We start from the raw sequence: 26525 nt of genomic DNA on the forward strand, positions 1-26525 counted from the left end.
CGCGGCGGCGCGCCGCCCGTCCTGCCCGTCCCACTCGTCCGCCCGCTTCCCCCGCCGGTCGAAACTCCCCGCTCAGTTCCGCCGACCGGTCACGAACCGTCGTCCGGCGCACCTGCAGCCGACCGTTCCTGACCACTCGACGTCCCACTCACGACGGGTCGTGACCGCGCGACGCACGAGGGCGAAGACGATGTGCGACCACACGCCGCCCCACACCCACGCGAGTCCTGACCCCTCGCTGCCCCGCACCCGGGAGCGCCGACCCGCCGAACCCGCGACACCCCGAACAGCGGCGCCCGGGACGGTCACGACACCCCGTTGCCTCCCCGCCCCGCGGTCACGAACGGTCGGCTGGAGGCGCACAGAGCGACGGTTCGTGACCACTCGACCACGGCGGACGGGGTGTCGTGACCGACCTAGGCCCCGACCGTGCTCTCGCGGATGACGAGCGACGGCGTCACGGCCGCCGACGCCGCGGTCCCGCCGTCGATCAGGGCGAGGAGCGCCTGCCCCGCGACGCGTCCGAGCTCCTCGAGCCGCAGGTCGACCGTGGTCAGCGGCGGCCTCGAGGCGAGCGCCATCACGTCCCAGTCATCGAAGCCCGTGACCGCGACGTCTCCCGGCACCGAGCGCCCGAGCTCCCGCAGCCGGTCGCACACGCCCCGGGCGATCTGGTCGCTGCCACAGACGATCGCGTCGACGTCGGGCGATTGCCGGGCCAGCACGTCCACGGCCTGCCGCCCCCAGCGCTCCGACCACTCGCCGTACAGCGGCTCGGTGACCAGGTGCGACCCGAGCACCGACGTGGCACCGGCGACGCGACGCGCTGCCGACCGGTGCCGCGCCGGCCCCGTCACGATCGCGACCCGCTGCCTCCCGAGCGAGTGCACGTGCGAGGCGACGAGTGCCGAACCGGCGGCGTCGTCGAGCGTGACCGACACGTCGCTGTCGTCGGTCGAGGGCGAGAAGGCGTACACGACGGGGATGGACGCGTCGATCGGGGGCCGGGCGTCGGCGGAGCGGCCGGTCACGATGATGCCGTCGACACCGCGGGCCGCCAGGGAGCGCAGGTAGTGGGCCTCGCGCACGTGGTCGTCGCGGGTGTCGCAGAGCAGCACGGCCATACGCCCGGCGGACAGGGCGTCCTCGGCACCGAGCAGCACCGGGATCGAGAACCGGCCGAACGAGTCGGTGGTGATCATGCCGACGGTGTAGGTCCGCCCCGAGGACAGCGCACGGGCACGGGCGTCGCCGACGAACCCGAGCTTCTCGGCTGCTTCCTTCACCCGCAGCCGGGTGGCGTCCCGCAGCTGTCCGGTGCCGTTCAGCGCCTTCGACGCGGTGCCGATCGACACTCCGGCGAGCGCCGCCACGTCGGTGATCCGGATCGGCTGTCCGGTGCGTTCGAGCGTCACGGCAACCACCTTTCCGATGACCAGGACGTGCCGATGACCTTACACAAAAGCACCGGAATGCTCTTGCGCGACGTGCGCCCCGTGTCGTAGCGTCCACCGCAGAAACCGTTTTCCGGATCGATGACGACCCGGACGGCCCGAGTCACATCGCAAGGAGGCGACATGACCACCACGCTCGCGACCGATCGCGGCGCGCACACCGCGACCCCGGTCCTCCCGACCGCCGACGCGCACCTCACGCTCCGGCCGCTGCCGACCGGCGACGCCCGGATCACGGGCGGCTTCTGGGCGCTCCGACAGGAGCGCAACGGCCGTGACGCCGTGCGGAGCGGCTACCAGCAGCTCGAGACGGCCGGCAACTTCCGGAACCTGCGCATCGCCGCGGGGCTCGAGGAGGGCGAGGCCGTCGGCCCGATCTTCATGGACTCCGACGTGACGAAGTGGCTCGAGGCCGTGGCGTGGGAGTACGGCCGTGCCCCCGCCGAGGACCTGCTCGACCTGCAGCGCGAGGTCACCGCGCTGTACGCCCGAGCCCAGGCCGAGGACGGCTACCTGGACTCCGTGCAGCAGGTCCGCGGCAAGGGCGAGCGGTACACGGACCTCAAGTGGAGCCACGAGATGTACTGCGCCGGGCACCTGTACCAGGCGGCCGTGGCCCAGCACCGTGCGACGGGCGACACCGGGCTGCTCGACGTCGCGATCAAGAACGCCGACCACCTGGTCCGCACGTTCGGCGACGGCACCGCCCCGGACGGCACGCCGAAGACCCGCGACGTCGACGGCCACCCCGTCGTCGAGATGGGCCTGGTCGAGCTGTACCGCGAGACCGGCGACCGCGCCTACCTCGACCTGGCGCACTGGTTCGTCGATGCCCGGGGCCACGGGATCATCGAGCGCGCCGGCGGCGAGCCGACGTACTTCTCCGACCGGGTGCCGAGCCGCGAAGCCACGACGGTGGAGGGCCACGCGGTCCGCGCCGTGTACCTGGCCGCGGGTGCCGTGGACGTCGCGATCGAGACCGGGGACACCGAGCTCCTCACCGCGAGCGAGACGCAGTTCGCGGACATGATGGCGACGAAGGCGTTCATCACCGGCGGCCTCGGGGCTCGCTGGGACTGGGAGGCGTTCGGCGACCCGTACGAGCTGCCGACCGACCGCGGCTACGCCGAGACCTGTGCGGCGATCGGCGGGGTGCAGTGGGCCTGGCGCCTGCTGCTCGCGACCGGCAAGCCCGTGTACGCCGACGCGATCGAGCGCCTGCTCTACAACGCGTTCCTCGCCGGGGTGAGCCTGGCCGGCACCGAGTACTTCTACGTGAACCCGCTGCAGCAGCGCGACCACGCCCACCAGGACGAGAACCGCTCCCCCGCCCACGGGCGTCGCGGCTGGTTCGACTGCGCCTGCTGCCCGCCGAACATCATGCGGACCTTCGCGAGCCTCGACGGCTACCTGGCGACCGCGACGGACGGCGGGTTGCAGATCCACCAGTACGCCACCGCGGACCTCGGTCCGGTGCGCGTCGACACCGACTCCCCGCACGACGGCCGCGTCCGTGTCACGGTCACCGAGGACGGCCCGCTCGCCCTGGGCCTGCGGATCCCGGCCTGGTCGGACACCACGACCGTCACGGGTCCGGACGGGTCCGCGAACCCCACGGCGGGCACGCTGCACGTCGTCGACCGCGAGTGGTCGGCGGGCGACACCGTCGAGCTCGTCTTCGACACGACGCCGCACCGGTACGTCGCCGACGCCCGCATCGACGCCGCCCGCGGGCAGGTCGCGATCGAGCGCGGCCCGCTCGTGTACGCGGTCGAGCAGGCGGACCAGCAGGGCTTCACGGTCGACGACCTGACGGTCGACGCCGACGCGCCGATCACCGAGGAACACCGCGACGACCTGCTCGACGGCGTCGTCACGCTGCGGATCCCGGGGCACGCCCCGGCCGAGCACGTGCAGCCGGCCTGGCCGTACCAGCGTCTGGACGGGCCGGGAGGCGCGACCACAGCCCGCGACGCGACCAACGTCGACGACGTGGCCGGTCTGCAGGGCGCCACCACGGGCCTCCAGGCCGGTCGCGACGTCCACGACGTCACCGCCACCGCGGTCCCGTACTACGCGTGGGCGAACCGGGGAGCCGCGCCGATGCGCGTCTGGCTCCCGCTGGCGCGGTGACCGGCGTGGACCGCCGTGCGTTCCTCGTCGGCGGCGTCGCCGGCGGGGCGGCCCTCGCCCTGGCCGGGTGCTCCGGCACCCTGCCGAAGGTCGTCGCGAAGCCCGCGAGCTTCGGGAAGAACGCGACCGGCACGGTGCAGGTGTGGTGCCGGTCGGCGACCCAGGCCGGCCTGACATCGGCCGTCGCCGGGTTCAACAAGGCGAACCCGGAGCTGCAGGTCCAGCTGACCCCGGTGCCGGACGCGCAGTACGTGACCAAGCTGGCGACCGCGATCCGCGGCGGTGAGCCGCCGGACGTCGTGGACATCGACGACATCAACTCGCAGCTGTTCATCTTCCGCGAGGCGTTCGCCGACCTGACCGACGTCGTCAAGAGCCTGGACTACTTCGATGCGATCTCGCCGGGGCACCTGCGCCTGCTCGAGTACCGCGACCGGTACTACGGGCTGCCGTACCTGGCGGACAACTCGCAGCTGTTCGTCAACACCGAGCTGTTCGAGCGTGCCGGGCTCGACGTCGAGGAGTCGACGAGGGACCTGTCGACGCTGCTCGACGCGGCGAAGGCCATCCGGAAGCTCGACGACGACGTGTACGGCTGGTCGATCTCCGGCAACGCCGCCGGCATCATCGGCTTCGTCACGCAGCCGCACGTCTGGGCGACCGGCGTCGACATGATGACCGGCGAGGTCGGCTCCCAGCGGCCGAACATCACCGGCAACGAGGCCCTCGAACGCATGCTCGAGTTCTACCGGCAACTGTGGAAGGACGGCGTGCTGTCGAAGGCGACGTACTCCGACGCCGGTACCACGTGGGGTGCCGACTTCCGGGCCGGCAAGGTGGGGATCTTCCCGACCTCGTACGGGGCGACCGTGCCCGCGGCCACCAAGGCGATGCGGGCGAAGATGCAGACGGTGCTCATCCCGTCGTGGGACGGCCAGCGGTCGTTCTTCGACGGCGGCGACAACATGTGCATCCCGAACGGGGCGGCGAACCCGTCCGGTGGATGGGCGTTCATGCAGTACGCGAACGCGCTCCAACAGCAGCAGGCACTGCCGGACGGCGGGTACTTCCCGACGCGGTCCGACGCCGCCACCCCGGAGTACCGCAAGCGGTTCCCGCTGGCGTACGGCCCGCTCGACGCCATCGAGAAGGGCTACGCGCCGCAGACGCTGGCGTACAACCTGCTCAACAACCAGCCGTCGTCGCCGTACTTCGCGATGTTCCGCGAGGCCGTGTTCGGGTCGGGGAGCGCTGCCGCCATGCGGACGGCGCAGTCCGACTACCAGCGGATCCTCGACCAGGTGCAGGCCTGAGTCTGCCTGCTCGCTCGTCCCGCTCGTCTCGGGCTCTGGCTCGTCTCGCTCTTGTTGATGCACAGAGAGGTGCACGCATGTCGACCATCTCCACCCGGCGTCCCGCCGGCCGGACCGGCCCGGGCCGTCCCACCGTGGGCCGCGGCCCGGGGCGCGGCGGCTCCGCCCGGACCCGCAACTCGCTCACCCACCCGCCGCGCACCGGCGCCGTCCTCGTCGCCCCGGCGATCCTGTTCGTCGCCGTCTTCGTGCTCGTCCCGCTCGTGTTCGCGCTCTACATCTCGTTCACGAACTGGCCCCTGATCGGCCCGTACCGGTTCATCGGGCTGCAGAACTACCTGACGCTGTTCCAGGACCCGACGTTCGTGCACGCGATCGGCTACACGCTGCTGTACACGGCGATCGTGACCCTGCCGATCCTGGCGCTCGGGTACTTCTTGGCCGTGCTCGTCCGGGCCCGCCGCCGCGGCAGCACGATCCTGCGGACGGTGTTCTTCCTGCCGTACGTGGTCGGGCTGACGACGCTCTCGTTCATGCTCGTGCTCGAGGCGCAACCGAACTCCGGCGCCGTCAACATGGTGCTCCGCTGGCTCGGGATCACCGACGGCAGCACCGCGTGGCTCGTGAACGGCACGCTGGCGACGGTGCTCATCTGCGTGCTCGTGGTCTGGGCGGTGTCGGGCTTGACGATGGTGCTGCTCATGTCGGCGATGCAGGGCGTCCCCGACGAGGTCTACGAGTCCGCGCAGCTCGAAGGGGCGTCCTGGTGGCAGACCGAACGCCTCATCACGTTCCCGATGATCCGCTCCACCGTCGCGCTGAGCGTCATCATCTCGGTGATCGGGTCGCTGCTGGCCTTCAACCAGTTCTACATCCTGACCCAGGGCGGGCCGGGCACCGAGACCACCACCATCGTGAACGCGATCTACAACCGCGGGTTCGTGAACCTGCAGCTCGGGGCCGCGACCGCCCAGTCGATCGCCCTCGTCGTGGTGATCGCCGCCGTGACGGTGTTCCAGTTCTGGGCACTGCGAGAGAAGGACTGACGCCATGAGCACCACGACCTCCCGTGCGGCCCTCTCGGCGCCGGACCTGTCCACCAGGACCCTGACCACCACGGGCGACGGCCGACGTCGGCGCCACCAGCAGGGCAGCGTCCAGCACCCGCGCGACACCACCGTGAAGCGCACCCTGTACGCGATCGCCGGCATCGGTTCCGCGCTCGTGTTCGGTCTCCCGCTCATCTGGTCGATCCTGCGGGCGTTCCAGTCCGAGGCCGTCATCACGCAGGCCCCGGACCCGGCGACGTTCTTCCAGCTCGGGTGGCAGAACTTCGCCGCCGTGTTCGCCTCGTCGTCGCACCTGCTCACCGGCGTCGTGAACTCGCTCATCGTGTCGATCGCCACGGCGGTGCTGACCGCGGTCATCGCGACGATGGCCGGCTACGGCTTCGCCCGCTTCCGGTTCCGGGGATCCGGCGTCGTGTTCGGCCTGGTGCTGCTGACGATGATGGTGCCGTTCCAGGCCATCCTCACGCCGCTGTACCTCGAGATGAACGCGATGGGGCTGACGAACTCGCTGCTCGGGCTCGTGCTGTTCTACACGACGGTGAACCTGCCGTTCGGGGTGTTCGTGATGCGGAACGCGTTCGAGTCGATCCCCACCGAGCTCGAGGACTCGGCGTTCGTCGACGGGGCCTCGCGCTTCCGGGTCGTCGTGTCGGTGCTCCGCCCGCTGCTCCTGCCCGGGGCGGCGACCGCGGCGCTCTACGCGTTCCTGGCGTCGTGGACGGAGTTCCTCGGAGCCCTGACGTTCCTGACGAAGGACTCGCTGTACACGCTGCCGGTCGCGCTGCTCAACCTGCAGACCGGGGCGTACGGGCAGGTGTCCTACGGCAACCTCGTCGCCGGGTCGGTGGTGGCGATGATCCCGTGCATCGCGCTGTACGTCGGGTTGCAACGGTTCTACGTCGCCGGGCTGTCGTCCGGGGCGTTGAAGGGCTGACGGTCGGGTCAGCTCGGGGTCGTGCGCGGTGTCGCACCGTGCGCGGCCCCTCGGTCGGTGCGGGGTCGTGCGCGGCTTCGCACCGTGCGCGGCCCCTCAACCGGTGCGGGGTTGATCGCTCGGTGCGGGACTGTAGCGCCGCACCGAGCGATCAACCTCGCACCGGCCGCACGACGCTGCACCGTGCGCCGCGGGCCGGCGCACGGAAGAACCTCGCACCACCCGCATACCGCCGCACGGTGCGACGGGGCGCTACGTGCTGCGCCGCACCACCAGCTCGGGCGCGAGCAGCGTCTCGTCGCGGGGCTCCCCCTCGACCAGGGCCCGCACGGTGTCGAGCACCCGCTCCCCCATCGCCCGGAAGTCCTGTCGCACGGTGGTCAGCGGCGGCGTGAAGTGCGCGGCCTCGGGGACGTCGTCGAAGCCCACGACCGCGATGTCGTCGGGCACCCGCAGCCCCTCGTCGGCGAAGGCGTGCAGCACCCCGAGCGCCATCTGGTCGTTGCCCGCGAAGACCGCGTCGACCGTCCCCACGTCGATGTGCCGGGCAGCTGCGAAGCCGCTCGCCGGGGTCCAGTCGCCCTCGAGCACGACGGGTTCGAGCCCGGCGTCCTGCATGATCCGCACGTAGGTGGCACGGCGGACCTCGGACTCCTGCGACACGTGCGGTCCGGCGATGTGCACGATCCGGCGGTGTCCGCGGTCGAACAGGTGCTGCATCACGAGCGAGGTGCCGGCGGCCTGGTCGATCGCGACCGCGGCGACGCTCGGCGCGACCGGGTTCCGGACGGCGTCGCGCTGCACCGCGTTCGACACCACGACGGGCACCGTGACCGGCACGGTGAGCGAGGCGAGGGCGTCGAGCACCCGGTTGTCGGCGGCGACGAGCACGATCGCGGCGACGTCCTGCGCGAGCAGCGTGGTGAGCGCGCCGGACAGGTCGGACGGCGTCGGTTCCTCGGGCAGGGTGGACAGCAGCACGTGGTACCCGGCGGACCGCGCGGCCCGTTCGAAGCCGATCGAGGTGCTCGACGGTCCGTACAGCGCGTCGCCGGCGGTGATGATGCCGAGCGCCTTGCTCCGCCCGCCGGCGAGTGCCCGGGCGGCGGCGCGGGGCCGGTACCCGAGCGCGGTGACGGCGTCGGTGACCTGCGTCCGGTACTGCTCGCGGACGGTCGGGTCACCGTTGATGACACGCGAGACGGTCTGGTGGGACACGCCCGCGCGTTCGGCGACGTCGAAGATCGTCGGGGCCTTCCGGCGCTTGCCGCCCGTGCCCTCGGGGGCGGTCCTGGTGCTCACGTGGCCAACCGTACCGCTCGGTCCGGCCACCGCGGCAAGATCACGAAACGGCGACGCTGAGTTGACACCCCGTCACGGAACCCACAAGATGTGAGCGCTCACACGAGCGCATCCCGCGGGGCACAGCAGCCCCGGCACCCGACCGCGTCGAGGACGACGCGAAGGAACAGAGGTACTTCGATGATGAAGCGCAGGATCATCGCGGGCGTCGCAGCCGTCGGCATCGCGATCTCGCTGGCCGCTTGCTCGGCCGGCGGCCGTGCATCCACCGATGGTGGCGGCAGCGGCGACAACAAGGGCGCCCTCGTCGGCGTCGCCATGCCCACCAAGGTCTCCGAGCGGTGGATCAAGGACGGCAACGCCGTCAAGAGCGACCTCGAGAAGGCCGGCTACAAGGTCGACCTCGAGTACGGCGACAACAAGGTCCAGCAGCAGGCCCAGCAGGTCAGCAACATGATCACCAAGGGCGCGAAGGTCCTGATCATCGCCTCGATCGACGGTGGCGCGCTCTCCGACCAGCTCGACGCCGCCGCCAAGGCCGGCATCAAGGTGATCTCGTACGACCGCCTGCTCACGGGCAACAAGAACGTCGACTACTACGTGTCCTTCGACAACGAGAAGGTCGGCGTCGACCAGGCGAACAGCCTGCTCACCGGCCTGGGTGTGCTCGACGCGGACGGCAAGAAGACCGGCGAGAAGGGCCCCTTCAACATCGAGGTCTTCGCCGGCTCGCTCGACGACAACAACGCCGGGTTCTTCTTCAACGGCGCCATGAAGACGCTCAAGCCGTACCTCGAGGACGGCACGCTGAAGATCCAGTCCGGCCAGGACAAGCTGTCCCAGGCCGCGACGCAGCAGTGGGACCCGGCCACGGCCAAGGCCCGCATGCAGAACCTGGTCGCCAAGTCCTACTCGGGCGGCACCACGCTCGACGGCGTGCTCTCCCCGTACGACGGCATCTCGATCGGCATCATCTCGGCACTGCAGGGTGCCGGGTACGGCACGAGCGACCGTCCGCTCCCGACCGTCACGGGCCAGGACGCCGAGGCCGCCTCGGTCAAGTCGATCATCGCCGGGCAGCAGTACTCGACCATCTACAAGGACACGCGCAAGCTCGCCAAGCAGTCGGTCACCATGGCCGAGGACCTGCTCACCGGCAAGAAGCCCGAGGTCAACGACACCAAGAGCTACGACAACAAGGTCAAGGTCGTCCCGACCTTCCTGTTCCAGCCGACGGTCGTCACGAAGGACAACTACAAGGAAGTCCTCGTCGACTCGGGGTACTACACCGAAGCCGACCTGAAGTAGTCAGGGCCCATCTCTCGGACCGGAGGCGCGGTGCCAGCTGCGCACCGCGCCTCCAGTCCGTCTCCACCAGCGCGCGCACGCGCGCGCACGACGGAAAGGCGTCCACATGGCGGACACCATCCTCGAGATGCGGGACATCACCAAGACGTTCCCCGGCGTCAAGGCCCTGCAGGGGGTCACGATCGAGGTCGAGCGCGGCCAGGTCCACGCGATCTGCGGCGAGAACGGCGCAGGCAAGTCGACCCTGATGAAGGTGCTGTCGGGGGTCTACCCGGCCGGCTCCTTCGACGGCGAGATCCTGCTCGACGGCGAACCCGTGCGGTTCGCCAACATCAACGACTCCGAGGCCGCCGGCGTCGTCATCATCCACCAGGAGCTGGCCCTCAGCCCCTTCCTGTCGATCGCCGAGAACATCTTCCTCGGCAACGAGCAGTCCAAGGGCGGCTTCATCGACTGGAACAAGACGAACCTGACGGCAGCCGAGCTGCTGGGGCGCGTCGGGCTGAAGGACAACCCCGTCACCAAGGTCGTCGACCTCGGTGTCGGCAAGCAGCAGCTCGTCGAGATCGCGAAGGCGCTCTCGAAGGAGGTGAAGCTCCTCATCCTCGACGAGCCCACCGCCGCGCTGAACGACGACGACTCCGCGCACCTGCTCGAGCTCATCCGCTCGCTGCAGGCCGAGGGCATGACGGCGATCATCATCAGCCACAAGCTCAACGAGATCAAGGCGATCGCGGACAAGGTCACGATCATCCGTGACGGCAAGACCATCGAGACGCTCGACATGCGCGCCGACGATGTGTCCGAGGACCGCATCATCCGCGGGATGGTCGGCCGCGACCTGTCGAACCGGTACCCCGAGCGCGAGCACCCCGTCATCGGCGAGGAACTGCTGCGCATCGAGGACTGGACCGTCCACCACCAGCTCGACTCGTCGCGCGAGATCATCCACCGGGCCAACCTGAACGTCCGGGCCGGCGAGGTCGTCGGCATCGCCGGGCTGATGGGTGCCGGCCGCACCGAACTCGCGATGAGCGTCTTCGGCCAGTCGTACGGCACCGGCATCAGCGGCACCGTCTGCAAGCGCGGCACGCCGATCAAGACGCACACCGTCTCGCAGGCGATCGACAACGGCATCGCCTACGTCACCGAGGACCGCAAGCGCTACGGCCTGAACCTGATCGACGACATCAAGCGGAACATCTCCGGGTCGGCGCTCGGCAAGCTCGCGAACTGGGGGTTCGTGAACTCCTCGGAGGAGACCACGGTCGCGAGCCAGTTCCTCAAGAGCCTCAACATCAAGGCGCCGAACGTCGACGTCGTGACGGGGAAGCTCTCCGGCGGGAACCAGCAGAAGGTCGTCCTGTCGAAGTGGATGTACGCCGACCCCGACGTGCTCATCCTCGACGAGCCCACCCGCGGCATCGACGTCGGCGCGAAGTACGAGATCTACACGATCATCAACCAGCTCGCCGACCAGGGGAAGGCGGTCATCGTGATCTCCTCCGAGCTCCCCGAACTGCTCGGCATCTGCGACCGCATCTACACGCTCTCCGAGGGCACCATCACGGCCGACGTCCCGCGCTCCGAGGCGACGCCCGAGGTCCTCATGCAGTACATGACCCAGGAACGGGAGACCCCTGTCAATGAACGCGCTTAAGTCCGCCGTCGGCTACCTCACCGGGCAGCTCCGACAGATCGGCCTGTTCATCGCGCTGATCGTCATCGTCATCTTCTTCCAGGTGACCACGAACGGCATCACGCTGGCCCCGATCAACGTCTCGAACCTGATCGTCCAGAACAGCTACATCCTCATCCTGGCCATCGGCATGGTGATGGTCATCATCGCCGGGCACATCGACCTGTCGGTCGGTTCGGTGGTCGCCTTCACCGGTGCCATGGCCGGCGTGATGATCACGCAGTGGAACATCCCGTGGCCCATCGCGGTCGTGCTCTGCCTGGTCGTCGGTGCCCTCGTCGGTGCCTGGCAGGGCTTCTGGATCGCCTACTTCGGGATCCCGGCGTTCATCGTGACGCTGGCGGGCATGCTCGCCTTCCGCGGCGCGGCCCAGATAGTCCTGCAGAACCAGCAGATCTCGCCGTTCCCGACCGGCTTCCGCTCGCTCGGCTCCGGCTTCCTGCCGTCCTTCGGCACCACCGGGTACGAGCCGCTCACGATGATCCTCGGCTTCGCCGCCGCGGCCGTCATGGTGATCGCAGCGTTCCGCGGTCGCATCACGCGTCGCAAGTACCAGCTCGAGAGCGAGCCGTTCGCCTGGTTCATCGTGAAGACGGCCTTCGGCGCCGTGCTCGTGATCTACGTGGCGCTCCTGCTCGCCAGCTACAACGGCACCCCGATCGTGCTCGTCGTGCTCGGTGCGCTCGTGGTGATCTACTCGGTCGTCATGCGGAGCGCCGTGTTCGGCCGCCACATCTACGCGATCGGTGGCAACGCGCTGGCCGCGCAGCTGTCGGGTGTGAAGACGAAGCGGGTCACGTTCCTGCTCTTCGTCAACATGGGTGTCATCTCGGCCCTGGCGGGCGTGGTCTTCACCGGCCAGCTCAACCTGGCGGCTCCGGGCGCCGGCAACGGCTTCGAGCTCGACGCCATCGCCGCCGTGTTCATCGGTGGCGCTGCGGTCACCGGCGGCATCGGCACCGTGCCGGGCGCCATCGTCGGCGGTCTCATCATCGGCCTGCTGAACAACGGCATGTCGATCCTCGGTGTCGGCACCGAGTTCCAGTCCCTGATCAAGGGTCTGGTGCTGCTCGCCGCCGTCGCGTTCGACGTGTTCAACAAGCGCCGGGCGGCGTCCGCCCGCAAGTAGGGAGCGCGCGTTCGCGTTCGCTCGCGTTCGCTCGGTGCGCAGAAACGGTCGGGTCCTCGATGGGGACCCGACCGTTTCTGCTCACGAACGCGACAGGACGGCCCACCCCCCGGCCGGGAGGCGCAGGGTCCCGTCCCCGAGATCGGCCCCGCCCGCCTCGACCTGCGTCGCGTCGGCCACGGGCACCTCGACGGGGTCGTCCGCCAGGTTCAGGGCGGTCACCACGGCGGCGTCCGCCGTCGCGGTCCGCAGCACCACGGCGGTGTTGGTCAGGTGCACGACGTCGGTGTGTGCGCGGTGCAGCCACGGGTTCCGGCGACGCAGGGCGATGAGCGCCTCGTACGCGTGCGTCAGGTCCGTCGGCGCGGGCACCTCGGCCGGGAACTCCGGGCGGACAGCATCGTCGCCGCCCTCGCGTTCCTCCTTCACACCGGTCCAGCCGTACTCGTCACCGGCGTAGACCACCGGCGTCCCCGCGACCGTGAACAGCACGGCGGCGGCGTGCCCGGCGAACCGCTCCCCCACCGCGCTCGCGATCCGGGTCACGTCGTGGTTGCCGACGAACGTGGTCGGGGCGAAGGTGGCGAGCAGGGCGTCGTGCCGCTCGATCGCGTGCGCGAGCTCGTGGCCGTTGCGGTCCGCGATGCCGTGCCAGATCCCCTGCCACAGCTCGTACTGGGTGAGCGAGTCCATCGTCGAGTCGCGTGCGATCGCCGCCGCGTCGCCGTGGATGACCTCACCGCTGAACCAGGCGTCCGGGAACCGTTCCCGCACCCGTGGCAGCACCCGCGCCCAGAACGTCGGCGGCACCGCGTACGCCGCGTCGAGCCGCCAGCCGTCGATCCCCCGCTCCAGCCAGTGCGTCATGACCTGCACCACGAGGTCCTCGGTGACGCGGCTGTCGTGGTCGAGCGCGACGAGGATGTCGTGCCCCTCGAACAGCCCGACGGGCACGGGCTGTCCCGGCTGCCAGCCGGACCAGTCGATGGCGAACAGGTCGGCGGTCGGTGCCTCGGGGCCCTGTTCCGACAACGCGGTGAAGGCCGGGTGCTCGCGGCCGACGTGGTTGAACACCCCGTCCAGCAGGACCCGCACGCCACGCTCGTGCGCCGCGGTGACCAGACGGTCGAAGTCGGCGTCGTCGCCCAGGCGCGGGTCGATCCGGAAGTGGTCGACCGTGTCGTACCCGTGGGTCGAGCTCGCGAACACCGGGCCGAGCAACAGGCCGTTCAGACCGAGGTCGACGACGTGGTCGAGCCACCCGGTCAGGCCGTCGAGGCGGTGTTCGAGCGGACGCTCCCCCACCGGTGACGCAGGGCGGACCTCGGCGCCGACGAAGCCGAGCGGGTAGACGTGCCACCACATCACGTGCTGGACCCAGGCGGGGTCGGACGGACGGGTGGGGGCGGTGTCGGGGTTCACCGCTCCGATGCTGCCAGGTGCACCTGGGCCGGGTGCGTGGTCGCTGTGTACCCCCGCGGACGGCAGGACGAGGATGGGGTGATGGGACGGGCGATCAGGACGGAAGCCGATGCGTCGGCGTCGGAGTCGGCACACGCCGAGCGGACCTGCGCCTCGTGTGGTCGGCGGATGCCGTCCTCGGCGGCACCGGAGGCGAAGTGGTGCTCGGGCGCCTGTCGCCGGCACGGTCTCGACGACACCGATCGGGCCCTCGAGCAGCGCATCGACGAACTGCTCGCAGCCCGGGCACGGACCTCGAGCATCTGTCCGTCCGAGGTCGCACGCTCGCTGGACCCGGACGACTGGCGACCGCTGATGGAGCCGGCACGGCGAGCCGCCCGGCGCATGGTCGCGCGCGGCGAGGTCGAGATCACCCAGGGCGGGTCCGTCGTCGACCCGTCGACCGCCAAGGGTCCGATCCGCATCCGCCGTCCGCGGTGATCCGGGTCGCGGCGCGCCTGTTTCAGGTGCGCTCGTGAACCGTGCGGATGAGCCGTTCGAGCGCGGTCACCAGCGCCCGTGTCTTCTCCTGGGTCACGCGCGACGTCGAGTACTGGAAGTTCGTCTTCTCATCGGTCAGACGCTTGAAGTGCAGGCCGGGTCGCGTGTCCGGTGCGCAGGCCTGGTCGAGCAGCCGACGAGCGGCAGCGTGGTCGTCACCGAGGTGGTGGTAGCCGAGGATCGCACCGCAAAGAGCGTCCGACGCCGCGATCCCGCCGAGCACAGCGTTCGCACCGGCGGCCTTCCAGTCCGCGTGACTCGTCGACTCGACGTAGAGGAGCGCGACCTCGAGGTAGGACTGCGCTTCGTCTCGGCGCATCGCGACTGCGGCCCTGTCGACGGCGCGCACGCGGGCGCCCATCAGATGTACGTCCTGATCTCCTCGCCGAAGACTGTTCGGGCTTCTTCTCGCCACGACCCGACGAGCGGGTCTCCCTCGGCCACGAACCGACGGAGATCAGCGCGGGTCACGTCGAACACCTGGCACTCGTTGCCGGTCCACCGCCGGACGAGGTCACCGAGGCGGACGACGACGTCGGTGTCGACGGTCTGCTCGAAGACGACGAGGAGGTCCAGGTCGGACGCCGGCGTCGCGGTGCCCCGGGCGACTGACCCGAAGATCGAGACCGAGAGGACCCCGGCCTCCGCCGACTCGACGTAGGCGCCGATCCGACGTTCGAGTTCGTCGCCTGCTTCGAGGCCGAGTTCCACCGCTGGCCAGAGCAGGTGTTCCCGGTTGACCCGGTAGGCGGAGTGCTGGAGACCACGCTCGACCTGCACGAGCCCTGCTGCCTCGAGCTTGTCGAGCGCGCGTTTGATGCCGGTGTGCTGCGCAGCGCCCGCGACCCGCGCCACCTGGCGTCCGGTCATGCCGGAATCGGTCCGGGCGAGGACGCGGAGCGCGTCAGCCTGCGTGGCCCCCAGCAGTGTGGCGAGTGGTTTCACGAGTTGCATGTCGATGCCTCCGCAAGAATTGTACCGATCAGCGGTACACATGGGGCGTTTTTGTGCACACTCAGCGCGCGACGGTACGTGAGGAGGGAACACGTGTCGTCCAACGTCGGTTGCATCGAAGGATGACTGCAACCGGATCGACCGAACAGACCTCTGCCCGCCGCGAAGCCCTGGTCGTCGGAGCCAGTGGCATCACCGGTTCCGCCCTGGTGCGCCACCTGCTCGACCTCGGCTGGGACGTGACGGCGCTCTCCCGCCGACCGCTCGCTGAACAGGGCGTCCGGACCGTCGCGGCCGACCTGCGCGACCCCGAGAGCCTGGCGGCCGCACTCGCCGACGAGCACCCGACCCACGTCTTCTTCACCGCCTGGCAGCGGCAGGACACCGAGGCGGAGAACATCCGCGTGAACGGTGGCATGGTCCGCGACCTGCTCGCGGCGCTGTCGCACGCTCCGCTCGAGCACGTCGCCCTGGTCACCGGCCTGAAGCACTACCTCGGCCCGTTCGAGGCGTACGCCGCCGGCGAGATGCCCGACACCCCCTTCCACGAGGAGGAACCGCGCCTCGACACCCCGAACTTCTACTACGCGCAAGAGGACGAGCTCTTCGCAGCCGCCGAACGCCAGGGGTTCACCTGGTCCGTGCACCGCTCGCACACCGTGATCGGGCACGCGGTCGGCAACGCCATGAACATGGGCCTCACACTCGCCGTGCAGGCCACGCTGGCGAAGGAACTCGACCTGGACTTCGTGTTCCCGGGCAGCGAGGCACAGTGGAACGGCCTGACGGACATGACCGACGCCGGCATCCTCGCGGAGCACATGGTGTGGGCCTCGACGTCACCCGAGGGTGCCGACGAGTCGTTCAACATCGTCAACGGTGACGTCTTCCGGTGGCGCTGGATGTGGCCGCGCCTGGCCGCGCACCTCGGTGTCGACCCCGCGCGCGTCGTGGGCTACGAGGACGCTCCGCGACCGCTCGAGGAGCAGATGGCGCCGTACGAGTCCGAGTGGGCCGGCATCGCCGAGCGCCACGGTCTCGCCGAGGCCGACATCACCCGGCTCGCCTCGTGGTGGCACACCGACGCCGACCTCGGTCGTGCGATGGAGGTCGTCACCGACATGGGGAAGAGCCGCGACGCCGGGTTCACGGCGTTCCGGCGGACCGAGCAGGCCTTCGCGGACCTGTTCGCCCGGTACCGGGCCGACCGCCTCATCCCCTGATCGGTCGGGGGCCGGTCAGAAGGCGTACCGGATCCGGCACGACGGCAGGTGCTCGGCCACGAGTTCGCGGAAGCGCTCGACGAGCTGCCCCTTCATGCCGGACCGGTAGCGCACGTTCACGGCACCGTTCTGGGACACCTTCTGCTCCTGCAGGTCCGGACGCCACAGCAGCTCCTCGGCCTGGGGGTGCCACCCGAGGTTGACCTCGTGCAGGGGCTGGTTGTGGGTCAGGAAGATCACCTCGGCCGCGAGCTGCGCCTTGGCGGCCGGGGACAGCACGTCGTCGACCTGCCGGAGCAGCTCGGCCCAGTCCGACTCCCACGTCGGCGTGAGGATGACCGGCGAGAAGTTCAGGTGGACCTCGTAGCCGGCGTCGACGAAGTCGTTCACCGCGGCGATGCGCTCGGCGATCGGGCTCGTGCGGATGTCGGTGACCTTCGCGGTCTCGTGCGGCATCAGTGAGAAGCGGATCCGGGTCCGGCCCATCGGGTCCCAGTCGAGCAGGTCGCGGTTGACGTACTTCGTGGCGAACGAGGCCTTGGCCGTCGGCGTCATCCGGAACAGGTCACAGAGGTCGCGGACGTTGTCGCTGATCATCGCGTCGACCGAGCAGTCGCTGTTCTCGCCGATGTCGTAGACCCAGGACTCCGGGTCGCACTGGTTCGGTTCGGTCTTCGGCCCCTGCTTGGCGATGTTCCGCGCCACGTGCTTGGTGATCTCGTCGATGTTTGCGAACACGGTGACCGGGTTGCTGTAGCCCTTGCGCCGCGGCACGTAGCAGTAGGCGCACGCCATCGCGCAGCCGTTCGCGGTGGACGGTGCGATGAAGTCGGCGGAGCGACCATTCGGCCGGGTCACCAACGACTTCTTCACGCCGAGCACGAGCGCCTCGGTCTTGATCCGCACCCAGCGCTGGACGTTCCGTTCGTCGCCGTGCACCTCGGGGATGTTCCAGTGCGACTCGACCGGGACGATCTCGGCGTCCGGCCAGCGCCCGACGATCTCCTGCCCGCGCTGGAGTTCGAGGGCGGCCGGCTCGGCGTAGATGCGTCGGACGTCGAGCATCGGGCGGACGCGTTCGTGGCTCATCGGCTCCTGTCTACCCACCACCGACGGAGCAGACTCGGACCATGACCGCCGAACCCGACGACCACTTCTTCGTCGTGGACGGCCGACGTTGGCGCCGCACCGACCCCGCCCTGCCCGAGGAACTCGCCGCCGCACTCCGCTCGCACCTGGGGCGCGGCCGCAACGCCGTGAAGACCGCGAAGCGCGCAGGCGACGACGAGGCCCTGGCGGCGGCGCGGCACCGGAACGGCCTGGCCAAGCACGGCCTGGGCGAGCGCGGCCCCGAGTGGTGGAGTCGCCCCGAGGCCGACCGGATCGCCGACGCCGAGCGGGCGCTGGCAGACCTGGACGCCCTCGACAGCGACTGATCCTTCCCATGACGCCCGCGCTGGAAAGCGGAATCGGGCGTACCTGGTCGAAACTTCCGACCAGGTACGCCCGATTCGACCAGGTACGCCCGATCTGACCAGGGCGGCCGCGCGGCTACGCCTCGGTGTGGCCCAGGTCGGGCTCGACGAGCAGGCACGCGGTACGGGAAGCGGCGGCGTGCAGTTCGAGCACGACGAGCTCGTTGCGACCGTGGCGGAGCACCGGCCCCGGGATCGCAAGGGTCCGCTGCGGGCCCCGCGACCAGTACCGGCCGAGGCAGAATCCGTTGACCCAGGCGACTCCCTTGCGGAACCCGACGAGCGACAGGTACCGGTCGTTGACGGTGTCGAGGTCGAACGACCCCGCGGCGAACGTCGGCCCCGCGAGCACGTCCCCACCGGAGGCAGCGACCTCGGCCAGTGCCGCCACGGCTGCCGGCGCGACGGGGTCGAGTGCGAGCGGGGACGCCGTCCAGCGGGCCACCGGGACGCCGTCGATCGAGACGCCCCCGATCAAGCCCTTCGGCTCACCGATGCGGACGCCGTAGTCGACCCGGCCCTGGTCCTCGACGAGGAGTTCGAGCGTGCCGGTCACCGGCGGCAGGGTGATGGCCCGGTCGTGGTGCTCGCGCTCCAGGACCCCGACGACGACACCGTCGGCCGACACGATCGCACGGTCACGCACCTCGGTGCCGACGGTCAGCACCCCTCCGGCGGGCAGGTCGGCCTCGGCGCGGTAGACGACGAAGCCGCTCGCGGCTCCGAGGGCGTCGAAGGTCGGCGGCTCGTCGTGCGCGGACCACGTCGTGAGCGTGGGCAGCAGGGAACGGAGCGAGGCGACGCGGTCCAGCCGGACGGCGAGGTCCGTGGCGGGGGTGATCCGGGCCTCCAGGCCGTCGCCGGACGCGGCCACGGGACCGAGGCGACCCGACCCACCCGGCTCCATCGCTGCGGGCAGCGGCGGCACGGGCGCGTAGCGCTCGATGACCGAGCGGAACGCGTGGAACTTCGACGTCGGTCGGCCGGCCTCGTCGAGCGGGGCGTCGTAGTCGTACGACGTCGCGATCGGACGGTAGACGCCCTTGTCGTTCGCGCCGTTCGTGAAGCCGAAGTTCGTGCCGCCGTGGAACATGTAGATGTTCACCGAGCCGCCGGCGGCGAGCAGGACGTCCAGGTCCTCGGCACTGGCGGACGCCGGCGTGGTGTGGTGGTGCTCGCCCCAGCTGTCGAACCAGCCGTCCCAGAACTCCGAGCACATCAGGGGGCCGGTGGGCTGGGCCTGCCGCAGGCGCTCGAGCCGGGCGGCGGAGCGGGAGCCGAACGAACCGGTCCTGTGCAGTGAGGGCAGCGAGCCGTCCTCGAGCATGGTGCCCATCGGCTGGTCGACGCTCGTGAAGGGGACGGTCAGCCCGATGTCGCGGTGCATCTGCTCCAGCGCGCGCAGGTACTCGGGGTCGGAGCCGTAGGCGCCGTACTCGTTCTCGACCTGCACCAGGACGATGGGCCCGCCCTGGTCGATCTGCCGCGGGACCAGCACGGGGGCCAGGTGCTGCAGGTACGTCTCGACCGCTGCGAGGAACCCGGGCTCGTTTCGGCGGACCCCCACGGAACCGTCCGCGAACAACCAGTACGGCAGCCCGCCGTTGGTCCACTCGGCGCAGATGTAGGGGCCGGGGCGGACGATGGCGTGCATGCCCTCGGCCGCGACGAGGTCGAGGAAGCGGCCGAGGTCCAGGCCGCCGGACAGGTCGAACTCCCCCGGCGACGGCGCGTGCGCGTTCCACGCCACGTAGGTCTCGATGGTGTTGAGGCCCATCAGCTTGGCCTTGCGGATCCGGTCGGCCCACAGGTCGGGGTGGACACGGAAGTAGTGGATCGCGCCGGACAGGACCCGGTGCGGCTCGCCGTCGAGCAGGAAGTCGGTGTCGCCGATGGCGAAGCGCATGGTGTGACCTTCTCATGGCCGGCCGGAGCCGGGCGTGGAGCGGGGCCGTGCGGACGTGTCCGCACGGCCCCGCGGGGATACCGGGAACTACTTGGTCGAGACCGTGAAGCCCTGGTCCTTGCCGTACTTGGCGAGGGCCTTCTGCCAGGCCTGCAGGCCGGCGTCGAGCGAGGTGCCGTTCTCGTACGCCTGGCCGACGGTGTCGGCGTAGACGCTGTTCGCGTACACCTGGTACGGCAGGTACGTGAAGTCGTTGTCCGAGGACTTCGACGCGTCGACGAGCACCTTGTTGATCTGCTGGCCGCCGAAGTAGGACGGCTTCTCGTCGAGGAAGGCCGACGAGTCCAGGTCAGCGGTGGTCGACGGGAAGCCGCCGGACTCCATGAAGACCTTCGTGGACTCCTTCGAGGAGTTCAGCCACTTGAGGAAGCCCGCGGCGAGTGCCGGGTTCTTCGACTGCTTCATGACGACCTCGGCGCTGCCGCCGTTGTTCGCGGTCTGGGCGGTGCCACCGTCGTAGGTCGGCATCGGGGCGACACGCCAGTCACCCGAGGCCTGGGCGACGCCGGACTCCAGGTTGCCGGGCATCCAGGCGCCGGTGATCAGCGTGGCGATCTCGCCGTTGCCGAGCTGCTTGTACCAGTCGTCGGTCCAACCGACCGTCTTCGACAGCAGGCCCTGCTCGACGAGCTCGTTCCAGGTGCTCGTCCACTTCTTCGAGCCCGCGTCCTGCAGGTTGATGGTCACCTTGTCACCGTCGGTGGTGAAGGGGGTGCCGCCGGCCTGGGCGATCATGCTCGTGGTGAAGCCGGCGTCGCCGGAGTCCGCGGCGATGTACGCCTTCGGGTCGGCCTGGTGCAGCTTCTTGGCCGCGGTGACGTACTCGTCCCACGTCTTCGGCACGGCGATGTCGTGCTTGTCGAAGACCTTCTTGTTGTAGAACAGCGCCATGGGGCCGGAGTCCTGCGGCAGGCCGTAGACCTTGCCGTCGATCGACACCGAGCTCCAGGTGCTCTTCGCGAAGTCCTTCTCGAGCGAGTCGAAGCCGTAGCTCGACAGGTCGAGGAGCGACTCGGACAGGGCGAACTGCGGCAGGGCGTAGTACTCGACCTGGGCGACGTCGGGGGCACCCGAGCCGGCCTTGATCGTGTTCTGCAGCTTGGTGTACTGGTCGGCGCCGGTGCCGGCGTTGACGAGCTTGACCTTCACCTTCGGGTACTGCTTCTCGAACGCGGCGACCTGGGCCTTCGCCGACGGGGTCCACGACCAGTAGGTCAGGGTGCCACCGTCCTTCAGGGCCTTGTCGATGTCGTCGGCCGAACCGCCGGAGCCGGAGCTGCCGGAGGCGCACGCGGCGAGGGCGATCGCGGCGGTGACGCCGATGGCGAGGGCGCTGAGCCCGCGCCGGAGACGCTTGTTCATGGGAGTGCCTTTCACTTCTTCGTGGAGGGGGTGGTGCTGCTGTGTGCCGGACCGGGCGGCGCGTGGCGGGGTCGCCGTGCGCCTGGTGTCCGAGGGGTCAGGCCTTGACCGACCCGGCTGCGAGGCCGGACTGCCAGAAGCGCTGGAGGAAGAGGAACGCGACCACGATCGGGATGATCGTGAGGAGCGATCCCGTGACGACGAGGTTGTAGATCGGCTGCGCGCCGGACCCGGTGGCCTGCGCGTTCCACTGGTTCAGGCCGACCGTCAGTGGGTACCACTTCGGGTCGCTCAGCATGATCAGCGGCAGGAAGTAGTTGTTCCAGGTCGCGACGACGGCGAACAGCAGGACCGTGACGACACCGGGAGCGAGCAGGCGGAGCGCGATGGTGAAGAAGATCCGGAACTCGCCGGCACCGTCCATGCGGGCGGCCTCGAGCAGTTCGGCGGGGATCGCGTCGACCGCGTAGGTCCAGATCAGGTACATGCCGAACGGGCTGATCAGTGAGGGCAGGATGATCGACCACGGGGTGTTCGTCAGGCCCACCTGCGAGAAGAGCAGGAAGGTCGGGACGGCCAGTGCCGTGCCGGGGACCGCGATGGCGCCGAGGACGACGGCGAAGACCGCACGGCGCCCCGGGAACTGGAACTTCGCCATGCCGTAGCCCGCCACCGTGGCGAGCAGGGTGGCCCCGCCGGCGCCGACGACCACGTAGAGCAGCGTGTTGCCGAACCACTGCAGGAAGATGCCGTCGTTGTACGTCACCGTGTCGACGATGTTCTGCCAGAGGTTGAAGTCCCCGCCGAACCACAGACCGAAGGTGGAGAGCAGCGACGACTGCGTCTTCGTGCTGTTCACGAGCAGGTAGAACAGCGGCGCGAACGAGTACACGACGAAGACGACCATGACCGCGGTCAGCAGGCCGGAACGCTTCGGCTTGCGTCCGCCTTCCGCGGTGCGGAGCTGCCGGGAGGCGCGGATCGAGCGGGTGCGCGGCGCACGTTGCGTCGTGGTCGCCTCGGTCACCGTGGCCGCTGCGGGCCCGGCGGGGTGCTGGATGGTGCTCATCGGTTCTCCTCGCGGGTGCCGCGGACCTGGACGACGTAGGCGATCACCGCGGTGATCACGCCCATCACGATCGCGACCGTGGCGGAGTAGTTGAACTGCTGGCCGCTGAAGGACAGCGAGTAGGCGTACATGTTCGGGGTGAAGGCGCTGCCGATGACGTTCGGGGCGAGCGTCTTGAGCAGGTTCGGCTCGTTGAAGAGCTGGAAGCTGCCGATGATCGAGAAGATCGTGGCGATGACCATCGGGCCGCGGAGCGCCGGGAGCTTGATCGAGAGGACCGTGCGCATCGGGCCGGCGCCGTCGAGCTCCGCCGCCTCGTACAGCTCACCGGGGACGGTGCGGAGTGCGGCGTAGAAGATCAGCATGTTGTAGCCGAGGAACTCCCACGTGACCACGTTGCCGATCGACGTCAGGACCCAGCTCGGGCTGAACGGCTGCAGCAGGTCGATGCCGAGCGCGTCGTTCGCGGCACCGGTCAGACCGAACTGGTTGCCGTAGATGAAGCCCCAGATCAGGGCTGCGACGACACCGGGGACCGCGTAGGGCAGGAACACCGCGATGCGGAAGAAGCTCGTCCCCCACAGTCGGGCGCTGTCGAGGGCCAGGGCGGCGACGAGCGCGAGGCCGAGCATGATCGGCACCTGGACGACCAGGAAGATCGCGACCCGACCGAGCCCGGACCAGAACTTGGCGTCCTGGAAGAGCTGCACGTAGTTGGCGAACCAGACGAACTGGTTGCCGCCGATGAGCTGGTCGCGGAACAGGCTGAGCCAGAGCGCGTACCCGATCGGCACGATGAGCATCAGGACCAGGACGACGACGAACGGGCCGACGAACAGCCATCCGGTGAACCGTCCCCGCGGCTTGGGGCGGCGGCCGGCGGGGCGCTCGGCGGTGGGGCGCGGTGCTGCCTCACCGGGGCGCGCTGCGAGCGTGCTCATGTGACTCCTTCGTCTGCTGCGTTCGGGTGGTCGATGTCGGCGGCTCGGCCCGGGCCGGATCAGGGTGTCCGGGCGGTCACCGATGTTGACGTCAACATCGAACGTCGCGACGATAGCATGGCAACGTCAACATGCGCTAGCGTCCGGGGGAGGCCGACCGTTCGGCCCCTCGATCCGGAAGGAGCGCCAGCGTGACGATGGAGTCCCCCGCCGGCACCCGCCGCGCCCCCTCGATGGCCGCCGTCGCCGACGCCGCGGGGGTCTCGATGCAGACCGTCTCGCGGGTCGCCCGCGGCTTCGACAACGTCAGCCCGGAGACCCGCGACCGCGTCCAGCGCGCGATGGAGTCCCTCGGCTACCGGCCGAACCGTGCCGCCCGCGCCCTGCGCTCGGGCCGCTTCCGCACCATCGGCGTGATCATGTTCACGCTCGCGTCCTTCGGCAACATGCGCACGCTCGAGGCGATCGCCGACGCCGCCGGGGTCGCCGACTTCACGATCACCCTGCTGCCCATGGCCTCGCGCACCGAGGCGGGCGTCCGGTCCGCCTTCTCACGCCTGCACGAACAGGCCGTCGACGGCGTCGTGATCATCATCGAGTCGCACATCATCGACACCGCCGAGGTCGTGCTGCCCGACGGCGTCCCCATGGTGATCGTCGACTCCACGGGCAGCACGGACCACCCCGCGATCGACACCGACCAGGCCGACGGCGCCCGGCAGGCCACGCAGCACCTGCTCGACCTGGGCCACGAGACCGTCTGGCACGTCGCCGGTCCGGATTCGTCGTACTCGGCGGCCCGTCGCCTCGCCGCGTGGCAGGACACCCTGTCGCGCGCCGGCCGCCCCGTCCCCCCGGTGTTCCGCGGTGGCTGGACGACCGAGCACGGGTACGAGGCCGGGCTCGAGATCGCCGCACGGCCGGAGATCACCGCGGTGTTCGCCGCGAACGACCAGACCGCCCTCGGGGTCCTGCGCGCCGCACACGAGTCCGGCCGCCCGGTGCCGTCGTCGCTCAGCGTGGTGGGGTTCGACGACTCCCCCGAGTCCGACTCGTTCTGGCCGCCGCTGACCACCGTGCACCAGTCCTTCGACGAGGTCGGCCGCCGAGCGGTCGCCACGCTGCTCGCCCAGATCGACGGCGAGCGGGTCAGCGTCGCGTCCGACCTGGTGCCGGTGCGGCTCGTCGAGCGCGCGAGCACGGCGGCACCGCCGGCGCGCTGACGCGGCGCGCTCGTGCCGAGACTCGGCCCCGCGGACAGGCTGCGCCATCCGCGTGCCGCGCTCTGTCCGCTCAGACGAGACTCGGTCGTGGTCTCGCCGGACGCCGGACGGGAGGCTCGGTGCCAGGCCGCCACGGGCCTCCCGGCCGCCGCGTCCACGTCCGCGGCCCGAGACTCGGCCATGCGGACAGGCTGCGCCATCCGCGTGCCGCGCCCTGTCCGCCCAGACGAGACTCGGCCGCGGCCCGCCGCGCGCCGCGCCCCCGCAACGAGCAGAGGACGTCGGGCGCGAGCGCCCGACGTCCTCTGTGCTCACTCGACGCCCGCCGTGGCGTGCGCCGAGGCGTCTTGTCAGCCGATCGAGACGGCGGTCCAGGAGACCGGCGGGAGCTCGATCGTGACGGTGTCGCCCTCGCGGCGGACCGACTCGTTCGTGCGCAGCCCCACGCGCGAGGTGTTCTCCAGGTCGTTCACGGCGTGCAGGTCGTCGTCCCAGACACCCTCGGCGTGGACGTCGCCCGTCGCACCGATGCCTGCGAGGTCGATCGTCACCGTGGTCGGCTCGGACGGGTGGCGGTTCACCAGGAAGACCGCGGCCTTGCCGTCCTCGGTCACGGTGGCGGCGGAGTCCACGACCGGGACCTCGCCGTGCTTGCCACCGTCGACGGTGTCACCGGAGGCCTTGACCTGCAGCGAAGTCCCCTGCGCCAGGCGCGAGGTGACCGAGAACGGGAAGAACGTCGTCTGGCGCCAGGCCGGGCCGCCGGGCTCGGTCATGATCGGGCCGATCACGTTGACGAGCTGGGCGAGCGAGGCCGAGGCGACGCGGTCGGCGTGGCGGAGCAGCGAGATGAGCAGGCCACCCACGACGACGGCGTCCGCGACGGTGTAGACGTCCTCGAGCAGACGCGGGGCGACGGGCCACTCGTCGAGCGTGAAGGTCTTGGCCTTGGCTTCCCACTTCTTGATCGACCAGACGTTCCACTCGTCGAACGAGATGTCGATGCGCTTGTCGGACTTCTTCTGCGCCTGGACGTGGTCGGCGGCCGTGGTGACCGTCTTGATGAAGTGGTCCATGTTGACGCCCGAGGCGAGGAACGACGGCAGGTCGTCGTCCTCCTCGTAGTAGGCGTGCGCGGAGATGTAGTCGACGTCGTCGTAGGTGTGCTCGAGGACGGTGCGCTCCCACTCGCCGAACGTCGGCATCGACGCCCCGGAGGAACCGCAGGCGACGAGCTCGAGGTCGGGCTGGATCTGTCGCATGGCCTTGGCGGTCATGGCGGCGAGCTTGCCGTAGTCGTCGGCGTTCTTGTGGCCGAGCTGCCACGGGCCGTCCATCTCGTTGCCGAGGCACCACATCGTGATGGCGAAGGGTTCCTGGCGACCGTTGGAACGACGGTAATCGGACAGTGCGGTGCCGGCGTCGATGTTGGCGTACTCGAGGAGCTCGATCGCCTCCTGCGTGCCGCGGGTACCGAGGTTCACGGCGAGCATGAGCTCGGAGCCGACCCGGTCGAGCCAGTGCTGGAACTCGTGCAGGCCGACCTCGTTCGTCTCGGTCGAGTGCCAGGCGAGGTCGAGACGGCGGGGGCGCTGCTCGACGGGGCCGACGCCGTCCTCCCACTTGTAGCCGGAGACGAAGTTGCCACCGGGGTAGCGGATGGCGGAGACGCCGAGTTCCTTGACGAGTTCGACGACGTCCCCTCGGAAGCCGTGCTCGTCGGCGGTCTCGTGGGCGGGCTCGTGGATGCCGTCGTAGACGTGGCGGCCGAGGTGCTCGACGAACCCGCCGAACAGGCGACGTCGCACCGGCCCCACGGTGAACGCGGCGTCGAGGACGAGGTGTGTGCGGGGCATGGATCTCCTTCGATCGTGGCAGTGCGGTTCGTGCGGGGAGCGGTGGGGGCGCGTACGGGAACCGAAGCGGGCCGTCACGAAAGTGAGCGCTCACCTGACGGAAACGCTACCGGGTTCCACGCCGTCGCGAAAGGGGTGGCGGATGACAGTGG

General features: G+C 70.0%; 22 protein-coding genes. 11 read left to right on the forward strand and 11 right to left on the reverse strand.

Annotated elements, in window-relative coordinates; translation table 11 throughout:
• Window positions 1-416: 416 nt before the first annotated feature.
• Entirely contained in the window at window positions 417-1415 is a 999-nt protein-coding gene (locus QRN30_RS04150) for a LacI family DNA-binding transcriptional regulator (protein WP_017888395.1), read from the reverse strand.
• Window positions 1416-1577: 162 nt separating this feature from the next.
• Here QRN30_RS04150 and QRN30_RS04155 point away from each other — a divergent pair, with 162 nt between their 5' ends.
• From QRN30_RS04155 to QRN30_RS04170, 4 genes are all read left to right on the forward strand, one after another.
• Window positions 1578-3587, forward strand: a complete 2010-nt coding sequence (locus QRN30_RS04155; protein WP_214532206.1) for a glycoside hydrolase family 127 protein — start codon at window positions 1578-1580, stop codon at window positions 3585-3587.
• Window positions 3584-4900, forward strand: coding sequence for an ABC transporter substrate-binding protein (locus QRN30_RS04160; protein WP_236559471.1), 1317 nt, complete (start codon window positions 3584-3586; stop codon window positions 4898-4900). The genes QRN30_RS04155 and QRN30_RS04160 overlap by 4 nt, the downstream gene beginning before the upstream one ends.
• Window positions 4901-4977: 77 nt before the next feature.
• Entirely contained in the window at window positions 4978-5946 is a 969-nt protein-coding gene (locus QRN30_RS04165) for a carbohydrate ABC transporter permease (protein WP_159556005.1), read from the forward strand.
• 4 nt (window positions 5947-5950) lie between these two features.
• The gene (locus QRN30_RS04170) at window positions 5951-6904 is read left to right on the forward strand and encodes a carbohydrate ABC transporter permease (RefSeq protein WP_284760530.1); all 954 of its coding nucleotides are present in this window, start codon (window positions 5951-5953) and stop codon (window positions 6902-6904) included.
• Between the two features lie 252 nt (window positions 6905-7156).
• Here QRN30_RS04170 and QRN30_RS04175 read toward each other — a convergent pair whose 3' ends face one another.
• On the reverse strand, window positions 7157-8206 hold the full coding sequence (locus tag QRN30_RS04175; RefSeq protein WP_017888390.1) for a LacI family DNA-binding transcriptional regulator: 1050 nt from the start codon (window positions 8204-8206) through the stop codon (window positions 7157-7159).
• 180 nt (window positions 8207-8386) lie between these two features.
• Here QRN30_RS04175 and chvE point away from each other — a divergent pair, with 180 nt between their 5' ends.
• From chvE to mmsB, 3 genes are all read left to right on the forward strand, one after another.
• Entirely contained in the window at window positions 8387-9514 is a 1128-nt protein-coding gene (gene chvE / locus QRN30_RS04180; RefSeq protein WP_017888389.1) for a multiple monosaccharide ABC transporter substrate-binding protein, read from the forward strand.
• Between the two features lie 106 nt (window positions 9515-9620).
• Entirely contained in the window at window positions 9621-11174 is a 1554-nt protein-coding gene (mmsA, locus tag QRN30_RS04185) for a multiple monosaccharide ABC transporter ATP-binding protein (RefSeq protein ID WP_284760531.1), read from the forward strand.
• Window positions 11161-12342 carry a multiple monosaccharide ABC transporter permease gene (gene mmsB / locus QRN30_RS04190; RefSeq protein WP_017888387.1) on the forward strand — a complete coding sequence of 394 codons (1182 nt, stop codon included), beginning with the start codon at window positions 11161-11163 and terminating at the stop codon, window positions 12340-12342. Before mmsA ends, mmsB begins: the two co-directional genes overlap by 14 nt.
• Before the next feature lie 81 nt (window positions 12343-12423).
• Here the strand turns inward: mmsB and QRN30_RS04195 are convergent, their stop codons facing one another.
• Window positions 12424-13764 (reverse strand): alpha-amylase family glycosyl hydrolase, encoded by a 1341-nt coding sequence (locus QRN30_RS04195; protein WP_284760532.1) that lies wholly within the window; start codon window positions 13762-13764, stop codon window positions 12424-12426.
• 81 nt (window positions 13765-13845) lie between these two features.
• On the opposite strand from QRN30_RS04195, the gene QRN30_RS04200 reads away from it, so the two are divergent.
• The gene (locus QRN30_RS04200) at window positions 13846-14244 is read left to right on the forward strand and encodes a DUF3253 domain-containing protein (RefSeq protein WP_017888385.1); all 399 of its coding nucleotides are present in this window, start codon (window positions 13846-13848) and stop codon (window positions 14242-14244) included.
• 22 nt (window positions 14245-14266) lie between these two features.
• On the opposite strand, the gene QRN30_RS04205 is transcribed toward QRN30_RS04200, so the two are convergent.
• Together QRN30_RS04205 and QRN30_RS04210 are read right to left on the reverse strand one after the other, a co-directional pair.
• Window positions 14267-14653 carry a hypothetical protein gene (locus QRN30_RS04205; protein ID WP_156463826.1) on the reverse strand — a complete coding sequence of 129 codons (387 nt, stop codon included), beginning with the start codon at window positions 14651-14653 and terminating at the stop codon, window positions 14267-14269.
• 11 nt (window positions 14654-14664) lie between these two features.
• Window positions 14665-15258 carry a nucleotidyltransferase domain-containing protein gene (locus QRN30_RS04210; protein ID WP_052481899.1) on the reverse strand — a complete coding sequence of 198 codons (594 nt, stop codon included), beginning with the start codon at window positions 15256-15258 and terminating at the stop codon, window positions 14665-14667.
• 122 nt (window positions 15259-15380) lie between these two features.
• Here QRN30_RS04210 and QRN30_RS04215 point away from each other — a divergent pair, with 122 nt between their 5' ends.
• Window positions 15381-16481 carry an SDR family oxidoreductase gene (locus tag QRN30_RS04215; protein ID WP_042540354.1) on the forward strand — a complete coding sequence of 367 codons (1101 nt, stop codon included), beginning with the start codon at window positions 15381-15383 and terminating at the stop codon, window positions 16479-16481.
• Window positions 16482-16496: 15 nt separating this feature from the next.
• On the opposite strand, the gene QRN30_RS04220 is transcribed toward QRN30_RS04215, so the two are convergent.
• Window positions 16497-17570, reverse strand: coding sequence for a spore photoproduct lyase family protein (locus QRN30_RS04220; RefSeq protein ID WP_042540356.1), 1074 nt, complete (start codon window positions 17568-17570; stop codon window positions 16497-16499).
• A 41-nt stretch (window positions 17571-17611) separates the two neighbouring features.
• On the opposite strand from QRN30_RS04220, the gene QRN30_RS04225 reads away from it, so the two are divergent.
• A complete protein-coding gene (locus QRN30_RS04225) occupies window positions 17612-17917 on the forward strand; it encodes a hypothetical protein (RefSeq protein ID WP_056070334.1) in 306 nt (101 codons plus the stop codon).
• A gap of 115 nt (window positions 17918-18032) precedes the next feature.
• Here the strand turns inward: QRN30_RS04225 and QRN30_RS04230 are convergent, their stop codons facing one another.
• The 4 genes from QRN30_RS04230 to QRN30_RS04245 all read right to left on the reverse strand — a co-directional run bounded on the left by QRN30_RS04230 (window position 18033) and on the right by QRN30_RS04245 (window position 23294).
• On the reverse strand, window positions 18033-19862 hold the full coding sequence (locus QRN30_RS04230) for a glycoside hydrolase family 35 protein (RefSeq protein ID WP_284760533.1): 1830 nt from the start codon (window positions 19860-19862) through the stop codon (window positions 18033-18035).
• 87 nt (window positions 19863-19949) lie between these two features.
• Complete coding sequence (locus QRN30_RS04235; RefSeq protein ID WP_017888380.1) at window positions 19950-21284, reverse strand: ABC transporter substrate-binding protein; 1335 nt, start codon at window positions 21282-21284, stop codon at window positions 19950-19952.
• A gap of 97 nt (window positions 21285-21381) precedes the next feature.
• Window positions 21382-22353: a carbohydrate ABC transporter permease gene (locus tag QRN30_RS04240; protein ID WP_017888379.1), complete on the reverse strand. Its 972-nt coding sequence runs from the start codon at window positions 22351-22353 to the stop codon at window positions 21382-21384.
• Window positions 22350-23294, reverse strand: coding sequence for a carbohydrate ABC transporter permease (locus QRN30_RS04245; RefSeq protein ID WP_017888378.1), 945 nt, complete (start codon window positions 23292-23294; stop codon window positions 22350-22352). The genes QRN30_RS04240 and QRN30_RS04245 overlap by 4 nt, the downstream gene beginning before the upstream one ends.
• Window positions 23295-23491: 197 nt before the next feature.
• Here QRN30_RS04245 and QRN30_RS04250 point away from each other — a divergent pair, with 197 nt between their 5' ends.
• A complete protein-coding gene (locus QRN30_RS04250; protein ID WP_031260382.1) occupies window positions 23492-24517 on the forward strand; it encodes a LacI family DNA-binding transcriptional regulator in 1026 nt (341 codons plus the stop codon).
• 350 nt (window positions 24518-24867) lie between these two features.
• On the opposite strand, the gene arfA is transcribed toward QRN30_RS04250, so the two are convergent.
• On the reverse strand, window positions 24868-26373 hold the full coding sequence (gene arfA / locus QRN30_RS04255; protein ID WP_017888376.1) for an arabinosylfuranosidase ArfA: 1506 nt from the start codon (window positions 26371-26373) through the stop codon (window positions 24868-24870).
• Window positions 26374-26525: the final 152 nt, after the last annotated feature.

This window comes from Curtobacterium sp. MEB011 (assembly GCF_030209655.1).
Taxonomy (GTDB): Bacteria; Actinomycetota; Actinomycetes; order Actinomycetales; family Microbacteriaceae; genus Curtobacterium; species Curtobacterium poinsettiae.